Raw genomic sequence first — 10,044 nt, forward strand, 5'->3', positions numbered from 1 at the left:
TGCGGACAATGACATTCCAAGAACAGGTCATTGCGGAACTGAAAAGCATGCCGTCAATTGATCCGAAAGAGGAAATCCGCAAATCGATTGATTTCATGAAGGAATATGCAGTGAAAAATACATTTGTGAACGGCTTCGTTCTCGGTATTTCGGGTGGGCAAGATTCCTCGCTCGTCGGAAGGCTTGCGCAGATGGCCGTTGATGAATTGAATGAAGAGAACGATACGGATCGCTATAAGTTCATCGCCGTTAGATTGCCGTACGGAAAACAATTTGATGAAGATGATGCGCAGGATGCACTTGATTTCATCAAACCTTCCTTGCTCTATACGGTCGATATTAAAGAGGCGGTCGATGCAAGCGAAAGAGCGTTGAAGAAAGCGGGAATCATCATTTCCGATTATACAAAAGGGAATGAGAAAGCTCGGGAGCGGATGAAAGTCCAGTATTCGATCGCAGCATCGCATAGCTGTGTCGTTCTCGGAACCGACCATGCGGCGGAGGCAGTGACAGGATTCTACACAAAATTCGGTGACGGCGCAGCTGACCTCATGCCAATCTATCGCTTGAATAAGAGGCAAGGCCGTCAGCTCATGAAAGAGCTCGGATCCCCGGTGCATTTATATGAAAAAGTGCCGACTGCAGACCTCGAAGACGAAAAACCAGCATTGCCTGACGAAGTTGCGCTTGGCGTCACATATGAGGAGATTGATGACTTCCTGGAAGGGAAACCGGTCTCGGACAAAGCTCTTGAAACGATCGAAAAGCATTATAAACGGTCGGAACATAAACGACATATGCCGATTACGATATTCGATGATTTTTGGAAATGAATTTCAATAGCTCGCGAAATATACAGATGAAGGAATGCACGAAGCTTTCCTTCATCTGTTTTTATGCGTATTTTTGTCATATCTTGTTTAGTAGTGTTTTCAATAGGTTGTAGCCTATTCGTTATTACGGTATTATAAAGTTACATTTTGTAAATTTTCGGACATGTTTCTGTTAAATTATGGGCACGTTATAGAGAGAAGCTGGAATGGGAGGAAAAAGAATGACTTACGCACAAGTGATCGACAAAGTTCTTTCGAATATAGATAAGGTAATGATCGGAAAGCGGGATATCGCGGAGCTGAGCGTCACCGCCTTGCTTGCAGGCGGCCATGTCTTGTTGGAAGACGTGCCGGGAGTAGGGAAGACAATGATGGTAAAGGCGCTTGCAAAATTGATCGGCGCCTCTTTTAAACGTATACAGTTCACACCGGATTTATTGCCATCTGATGTACTTGGCGTCTCGATCTACAACCCGAAGGAAATGGAATTTGAATTCAGACCGGGGCCGATTGTCGGGAACATCGTTCTAGCTGATGAAATCAACCGGACGTCTCCAAAGACGCAAGCCGCATTACTCGAGAGCATGGAGGAATCCTCCGTAACGGTGGATGGGGAAACGATCCGAATCCCGCAACCGTTTTTCGTCATGGCGACACAGAATCCGATTGAATATGAAGGGACGTATCCATTGCCGGAAGCGCAGTTGGACCGGTTCCTCTTCAAATTGAAAATGGGATATCCAAAACGAGGCGAAGAAATTGAAGTTCTTTCCAGAGCAGAAAAATCGGTGCCGATTGAGCAGTTGGAAACAGTCCTCTCGATTCACGAACTAGCGGAGCTCCAACAAGCAGTGAAAGAAGTGACTGTCGATCATACAATCAAAACGTATATCGTCGACTGTGCATCGGAAACCCGTAACAATGCCCATGTCTATCTCGGCGTGAGTCCGCGTGGATCCCTCGCGCTCATGAAATCCTGCCAAGCATATGCGCTCATTAAAGGAAGAACGTATGTAACGCCCGATGATGTGAAATATTTGGCACCATTTGTATTTGGCCATCGGATGATCCTTCGTTCAGAAGCGAAGTACGAAGGGATAACTGCAAATGAAATTGTCGAACGGATCCTTACACGGGTAAGTGTGCCGATCGACCGGGTTGGTTTGAAATGAGTAAAGGGAAAAGATTGCTATCGATGACTGGCCGCTTCGTTTTCATCGTCGGCCTTTTCTTTTCCGTCTATGTTTTTGCGATGTTCCAAGGCGGCAAAGTGAGTTGGACGATTTTCTATATGCTTACTCCTTTCCTGTTGTATTCAATCGCTTTATTCGTTTATCCGATGAATAATATAAAAGCTGAACGCCTTATCCGGACAAAAACGATTGAGAGTGGAGGGAAGCTCGCCGTTACGGTTAAACTTACGCGGACATTTCCGTTCCCTTTGTTATACACAGTCGCGATTGAAAAGTGGGCGGACCCTGCTATGGAGTTGAAAACGAAAAAACTTTCAAAACATATTTTCCTATTCGGTTTCAAAAAAAGTGTGGAATTCTCGTATGAGATCGATAAGCTTCCAAGAGGGGAGCATATTGTAGAAGGCATTGAAATAGAAGTCTCCGATTTTTTTGGTTGGATCCAAAAGCGGGCATTTCTGGAATTGAAAGATGTCATTCTTGTTTATCCGAATACGACGTCAATCAAATACGTACCGATCAACGCTCAATACGACCGCGGATCACTCGTGTCCCCGTTCTCGCTTGTGAAAGATACAACGATGGCGACAGGAGTAAGGGATTACCAGGCCGGTGACCGGGTCACTTGGATCCATTGGAAGTCATTCGCCCGTACGCAAAATCTCATGACGAAAGAATTTGAAGATCGACAGTCGGAAGATATTATTGTCCTGCTGGACGGAAGGGAGTCAAACCTTTTCGAAGAGCAGGTGGAGCTTGCGGCCTCCATTGTTGAAGAGGCGACAAACCATCAGGCGAATATCGCTTTTGCTTCCGTAGGTGCAGAGACGGTTATGTTTCCGTTCATCCATTCATCAGACCAGTTGCAAGATGTTTTTGTACATTTAGCTAAAGTTAGACCGGTTGTTGAAGAAGAAGTACAGCCGCTATCGTCTACACTTGAAGCATCTGCTGGCAGTATAGTTATTGTGACAAGCCATCCTGATTGGGCATTCCTCCAATCGATGATGAGCTTCGTAAAAAATACAAGATCGGTCATCTGTTTTGTGCTCGTTGACACGGAGATTGCCTTGCCCTTGCCTACACAGCTGCAAGAGCAAATTAGATACGCGAAGGCAAAAGGGATCACAATTCATGCACTTAGCAGAAAGCAGTTTGCGCAAGCATTTAAGGAGGTGGCTAGTTAATGAATGAAGGAAGAACGGATATGCGTTTCCTTATACTTATGTATGTGCTGGCTTTCGTCCTGCTTTGGGAATGGCTCTTGCCTGTCATTGAATTGACCGATACGGAATATATATCGGTCTTCCTTTATTTCATCGCTATCTCCTTCCTGTTTGGGTTGCTCAAGATGAGATGGTGGCTATCCGTTCCGCTGAAGATTATCTATCTATTTTGGTCTCTTCACTATGTGTTTTTCAAAACTGCCATTCTATCGAAAGAAACAGTCGCAATGCTTATGAACGATCTGTTATCGAATATCGGAATTATCGCCGCGTGGAATTGGGAGGGCATTACGAATCCATTCCGGACGGTCCTCTTTTTCGTTCTGTTATGGATGACGATATATTTGATACGCCATTGGATCGAAGTGCGGAAAAGTATTCTCCTTTTCTATGCAATGACAGTCATCTTCATCGCTGTTTTGGATACGTTCAGCTCCTACTCGGCGGACGGGGCGATTTTTAGGATTATGGTATCGGGGCTATTATTGATTGGATTGCTGACGATTTCCCGAATTTCCGATCGCCATGGACGGAAAATGAACACAGGAATGTTCGCCGCTTTTTCCCTGCCACTGTTATTCGCGGTTATTTGCAGCAGCGCATTCGCGAGTTTCATGCCAGAACGGGGGCCGGTATGGGCTGATCCTGTCCCTTTCTTGAAATCGATCGTCCAAGGAGAGGGGATCGGCAGCGGCAGTGTCGTTTCGAAAAGCGGGTATGATACGGACGATTCAAAGTTAGGTGGCGCATTTGCGCAAGACAATACGGTTGTCTTTAAAGCGACCGTTCCTAAGAAGCAATACTGGAAAATTGAAACGAAAAATACGTACACTTCAAAAGGCTGGGAACAGCAATCTGAAAATACAATGCCCGTCAATATTGTCCCAGGTTCATTGCTTGCCTATGACGGTGCAGATAGTTTACTTGAAGAAAACGATTTTCTCCACGCCGAAATCTTTATGAATGAACGACTGCCTTATCTCGTCTATCCTTATGGCACGTCCAAAATTCATACGAGGACAGACGTCGTCTTGCAAAACCGGCAAGACACGGGCCAATTTTGGGTGATGAAGGATGGAGAAGGCACTGAGCTTGATTCATTCGGAATTGACCTCGTTGAGAAGAAATACAGCTTGAAGGCATTGCGCGAAACTTCGATGGATGACTATGCGTTGGAATCCGAGGATTTCAACGAATTTTTGCAGCTGCCTGAGCAATTGCCGGACCGTGTCCGCGAATTGGCGCTTTCTATTACCGGAAATCAGGAGAGCGTTTATGAAAAAGCGAAATCGATTGAACGGTATTTTGGTAGGAACGGATTCGTATATGATCAGCAGAATGTGGCTGTGCCAAAAGGGAATGAAGATTACGTCGATCAATTCCTCTTTGATACGAAACGCGGATATTGCGATAATTTCTCAACGTCCATGGTCGTCATGCTGCGTGCATCCGATATTCCAGCACGCTGGGTAAAAGGCTTCGCTCCAGGTGAAGGAAAAACAAACTCAAGAGGCAAGATTGAATATACGGTGACGAATAATGAAGCGCATTCCTGGGTAGAGGCTTATATTCCAGGTTTCGGATGGATGCCTTTCGAACCGACTATCGGATTTTCGAATACGACGGGAATCGAATATGACTTGGAAATGGATGTAAGTGATCCTGAAATACCTGAAATGCAAGAGCGTGAGAAGCCTGAAGTAGACCGGGCTAAAGCTTCGGAAAAGAAAGATGAAGAGAATAGCTTCGTCGCTTTCTTCGGGAAAACGAACAAGTTCTTGCGTGAAAATGCATGGGTTGGAGTTCTGGGCATTGGAATCATTCTGTTTATTGCCTGGAAAGTTTATCAGCATCGTGGGAAATGGATCCCTAAACTTTTGATCAATGCGTATCGGAAGAAGAAAGCGGATTGGGATTTGTATACAAAACAATATAAAAGTCTTTTGAAACAGCTGGACCGGTTTGGATTTAAACGGACGAACAGCATGACTTTATCCGAATATGCGAAATCGGTGGATTCGCATTTCGGGGGCCGCAGAATGGGACAGCTTACGGAAGCTTATGAAAGAGGTCTTTATGGCGGTTATACAAATCATGAAGATTGGGCAAGCTTGCAGGAAATATGGGAAGATTTAATCAATAGGGCTACCTGTTGATTTTTAATCATCAGAAGCGTAAGATGAGAAAAAAGAACAACCGATATGCCCTCATATATGTCCGATAATATGGTTCGGACGTTTCTACCAGGCCACCGTGAATGGCTTGTCTATGAAGGCAGGACAGCCATGTCTGTTTCTGCCTGCAGTAGAATGTTGAGACGCGTGGAAAGAAGGACTTTCTTACGCGTCTTTGCTGATTTATGAGGCTTCGGAATTTAATTGGAAGAGGTGGATCAATTGTCGACAGCTCCTTTATTAATCGAACAGGAAAAAATTGTCGTTCTGGATCTCGGTAGTGCATATAACCAACTAATCACACGCACGATCCGTGAGTTGGGGGTTTACAGTGAATTGCATCCTCATACCGTTACAGCTGAGGAAATTCAAAACATGCAGGCTGTCGGAATTATTTTGTCTGGCGGATCCAAAGATGCTGGGCTTAGCGTCAATCCTGAAGTGCTCAACTTAGGCATCCCTGTACTTGAGATAGGCTCAAACGGCAAATCAATTGCATTTGCAAAAGAAGAAAAATATCCGTATAACGAGCAATCTCATCCGGAAGTAGGACAACCGGAGGATGTAAAAGAAATGTTACGTCATTTTGCTTTTGAAATTTGTAAAGCAAAAGACAGTTGGACGATGAAAAGCTTTATCGATAGCGAAGTCGAAAAAATCCGTTCTCAAGTAGGCGACCGGAAAGTCCTTTGCGCACTTAGCGGCGGCGTTGATTCATCGGTTGTAGCGACATTAATCCACCGTGCAATCGGCGACCAGCTCACTTGCATATTTGTTGACCACGGACTGCTTCGAAAAGGTGAAGTGGAAAGCGTTGTTGAAACGTTCAGCAATAAATTCCACATGAACTTCATTAAAGTAGATGCTCGCAAACGCTTTTTGGACAAGCTGAAAGGTGTCACTGATCCGGAACAAAAACGGAAAACGATTGGCAGTGAGTTCATCTATGTATTCGACGAAGAAGCTGCGAAGTTGGAAGGAATTGACTTCCTTGCGCAAGGTACGATTTACGCAGACATCATCGAAAGTGGAACAGCAACGAATGAAGTGATCAAATCCCACCATAACGTCGGCGGATTGCCAGAGGACATGGAGTTTGAATTGATTGAGCCATTGAAAGCACTATTCAAAGACGAAGTGCGTGCTGTAGGGGCAGAGCTAGGCTTGCCTTCTGACATCGTTCATCGCCAGCCGTTCCCTGGTCCTGGCCTTGGTGTTCGGGTGCTTGGGGAAATTACGGAAGAGAAACTTGATATCGTCCGTGAAGCCGACTGGATTCTCCGTGAAGAGATCGCGAAAGCCGGACTTGATCGGGAAATCTGGCAATACTTCGCAATCTTGCCGGACATCCGCAGCGTTGGAGTAAGGAATGAAAAACGTTCTTACGACTATGCAGTCGGTTTGCGTGCAGTGCATTCCGTAGACGGCATGACAGCGGATTGGGCACGCATCCCTTGGGACATTCTTGAAAAAATCAGTACACGAATCACATCGGAAGTCGATCACGTAAACCGCGTGGTCTACGATATTACTGCAAAACCACCAGGCACAATTGAGTGGGAATAAATAAAAATTGAATAACTGCATCGTATATCTTTGGGGATATGGCCCAAAAGTCTCTACCAGAACGCCGTAAATGTTCTGACTACGATGATTGAATTAAAGCGGAAATCGTTTTAATTTGGTTGTCATGGGGAAGTATGCGAGTAAGTATCGTATACTTCCTTTTTTTGTTGTTAAAATGGATTTCCGAACTGTTCAAGGATCACCATTATTTAAAATTACATAAAAGGACGGTTATCATGAAGAAATACTTTGAGTTTGAAAAGCTTGGAACGAATTATCGGAGGGAAATCATCGGGGGACTTACTACTTTTCTTGCGATGGCATATATACTGGCAGTCAATCCGATCATGCTTTCATTGGAAGTAGTGCCTGATCTACCTGATGCTATGCGAATGGATAAAGGCGCTGTTTTCGTTGCCACTGCATTGGCAGCAGCAGTCGGTTCGCTATTTATGGGTCTAATCGCAAAATATCCTATCGGTTTGGCTCCTGGTATGGGATTGAACGCATTCTTTGCATTCACAGTTGTGCTCACATACGGAATTCCGTGGCAAACAGCTTTGACAGGCGTATTATTCTCTGGACTTATCTTTATTATCTTATCTTTATCGGGATTACGTGAACTGATTATCAATGCAATACCATCTCAATTGAAACTTGCGGTCGGTGCGGGTATTGGTCTTTTTATCACCTTCCTCGGTCTGCAAAATGCGAAAATCATCGTCGCCGATCCAAATACGCTCGTAACACTTGGCGATTTGTCTGCTGGACCTACATTGCTTGCCATCTTCGGTTTGGTCGTCACTGTCATTATGATGGTACGGAAAATTAAAGGAGCTATATTTTATGGAATGATTTTGACGACAATCTTAGGAATGATCGTCAGCTTGATCGATCTTCCGACGAAGGTAGTCGACAAAGTGCCGTCCGTTGCCCCAACATTCGGTGCAGCATTTGAAGCGCTCTTCAACGATCCCGCATCATTAATGACAACCCAATTTCTAGTCATCGTCATCACTTTCCTATTCGTCGACTTTTTCGACACAGCAGGAACACTAGTAGCCGTGGCTACACAAGCGGGTCTAATGAAAGACGAAAAATTACCACGTGCCGGAAAGGCATTGCTTGCCGACTCGCTCGCGACAGTAACTGGCTCGATTTTCGGAACGTCGACAACGACTTCTTATATCGAATCGACAGCAGGCGTGGCAGCTGGTGCAAAAACCGGATTTGCTTCTATTGTTACAGGTGTGCTATTCCTATTAGCGTTATTCTTCTCTCCATTATTGTTTGTCATTACTCCCGAAGTGACTGCACCCGCACTTATCATCGTTGGAGTATTGATGGTATCGACACTTGGGAATATCGAATGGACAAAATTTGAAATCGCAGTACCTGCATTTTTCACAATCATTGCGATGCCATTGACATATAGCATCGCAACAGGTATCGCAATCGGATTCATCTTCTACCCGATTACAATGCTGCTGAGCGGAAGAAGAAAAGAAATCCATCCGATCATGTACGGTTTATTCATTTTATTCATTTTGTATTTTATCTTTATTAAATAAAGTAGAGATTAATAAAGAAGTAATTGCATAGTAAATGGAACGGTTCCTATGGGCCCGTTCATGACTGTAGACAAATTCCAGAAGTTTTGGCGTTTGTCTACAGTTTTTTACATTATAATTGAATTAACTAGTGAAGATTGATTTGCGCTACGGACGGACGCTTTCCTTACCTGCAGTCAAGTGTTTTAATAATTTCTTTTTAGCTTTGAATGAATCAGAGATGTATATTTATGTCAACAGGCTGTTGCTTTCCGTTCCGGCGCTCGCTTTCCGCGGGCATGGCTTGAGCCTCCTCGGTCGCAAAAGGCGTGCGCCCTGCGGGGTCTCAAGGCTCATGCTATTCCCGCAGGAGTCGGCGCCTGCACTCCAAGCAACAGGTGCTTCCAAAATAAAAATGAGTATGCCAAATAGCCCTGACGAATATTTGTTTTTTCGTAAGGTCATATGTGCTATAGTGAAGCTATCCTGTTACGAAGCTTTGGCTGATTCGTAATGATACAGGACGTCATGTTGGATAAGGTGAAATGCGACTTTCAGGAACTTATTCACACATGCGATTACCGCAACCTTATGAGGCTTACTCTGAGGTTGCTTTTTCAATTGATCATAATAATCCACGATTGTGTTTTTAGTCTTTGCCCGCAAGGAGATCATCGACATCACCATGAAATAAAGGATTTTCCTCAATCTTCGATTTCCCCGTTTATTAATCCGGTCCTGGTACTGGAGCTTGCCCGATTGGTGTCGTTGAATATCAATCCCTGCGTATGCATTGATCTGTTTTGGATTCTTGAAGCGTCGAATGTCACCTAATTCACCGATGATTCTTACAGCTGTAGTTTCTCCGATTCCCGGGAACGACACGAGCACTTGGAAATCCACTCTTTCCTTTGATAATTCCACCATCTGTTTGATGATATCTTTTTTCTGATTTACTAGGTCCACGATACGTTTTGCATAGTGCCTTAAATGTTCGCAACGTACGTCCTTCGGACCAATAGCCGAATATGAGTTTTTCCCAGCGGCAATCAGTAGAACTGCTTTCTCCTCCGCTTTTTGAGTAGATATGATCTTACGGGTTGCCCTTTTGATCTGGCTGCCCAACTCCTCCCTTGAAAGCTTATGTAAACATGCCGGGTGCGGATAAAGCTGCACGATATTTAAAAACATGGCTGAGTTTTTCGAAAACACCTTTTCAAACAATGGAAAGCTTAATTGTAGGAAAGCGTGTAAGCGATTGTAGTTATGCCTGATCTCCTTTTCTAGATCATCATAGTAGCGTCCCAGTGCCCGCATCTGTTCAAAGTAGTCTTCTTGTACATAGGTTTCCTGCCTATCTGATTTAAAATGGGATTTGGCCAGTTCATGGGCATCACTACTATCTGTCTTATGCCGGCGCATGGAAGCCATCTGAAGCTTAGCCTCCAACGGATTCAGGCGGATGTAGGGATAATGTTGTTTTTGTAGAAATCCTTCTAAAC

At 44.4% G+C, this 10,044-nt stretch carries 7 protein-coding genes and 2 riboswitches; of the genes, 6 read left to right on the forward strand and 1 reads right to left on the reverse strand.

What is annotated here, in order from left to right; translation table 11 throughout:
- The first annotated feature begins 8 nt into the window (after positions 1-8).
- The 6 genes from nadE (at position 9) to ACR65H_RS13720 (ending at position 8,563) form a co-directional block, all read left to right on the forward strand.
- Positions 9-833: an NAD(+) synthase gene (gene nadE / locus ACR65H_RS13695; protein ID WP_440500979.1), complete on the forward strand. Its 825-nt coding sequence runs from the start codon at positions 9-11 to the stop codon at positions 831-833.
- A gap of 221 nt (positions 834-1,054) precedes the next feature.
- Positions 1,055-2,005, forward strand: a complete 951-nt coding sequence (locus ACR65H_RS13700; RefSeq protein ID WP_440500980.1) for an AAA family ATPase — start codon at positions 1,055-1,057, stop codon at positions 2,003-2,005.
- Positions 2,002-3,213, forward strand: a complete 1,212-nt coding sequence (locus ACR65H_RS13705; RefSeq protein ID WP_440500981.1) for a DUF58 domain-containing protein — start codon at positions 2,002-2,004, stop codon at positions 3,211-3,213. The genes ACR65H_RS13700 and ACR65H_RS13705 overlap by 4 nt, the downstream gene beginning before the upstream one ends.
- A complete protein-coding gene (locus ACR65H_RS13710) occupies positions 3,213-5,408 on the forward strand; it encodes a DUF4129 domain-containing transglutaminase family protein (RefSeq protein WP_440500982.1) in 2,196 nt (731 codons plus the stop codon). The genes ACR65H_RS13705 and ACR65H_RS13710 overlap by 1 nt, the downstream gene beginning before the upstream one ends.
- Positions 5,409-5,439: 31 nt before the next feature.
- Positions 5,440-5,541: riboswitch (purine riboswitch) on the forward strand.
- Between the two features lie 107 nt (positions 5,542-5,648).
- A complete protein-coding gene (gene guaA / locus ACR65H_RS13715) occupies positions 5,649-6,992 on the forward strand; it encodes a glutamine-hydrolyzing GMP synthase (RefSeq protein WP_440500983.1) in 1,344 nt (447 codons plus the stop codon).
- Positions 6,993-7,094: riboswitch (purine riboswitch) on the forward strand. It abuts the gene before it with no gap.
- Positions 7,095-7,228: 134 nt separating this feature from the next.
- The gene (locus tag ACR65H_RS13720) at positions 7,229-8,563 is read left to right on the forward strand and encodes an NCS2 family permease (RefSeq protein WP_440500984.1); all 1,335 of its coding nucleotides are present in this window, start codon (positions 7,229-7,231) and stop codon (positions 8,561-8,563) included.
- A gap of 468 nt (positions 8,564-9,031) precedes the next feature.
- On the opposite strand, the gene ACR65H_RS13725 is transcribed toward ACR65H_RS13720, so the two are convergent.
- On the reverse strand, positions 9,032-10,044 hold a 1,013-nt coding region (locus ACR65H_RS13725; RefSeq protein WP_440500986.1), incomplete at its 5' end, for an IS110 family RNA-guided transposase.

The organism is Sporosarcina sp. SAFN-015, assembly GCF_059415085.1.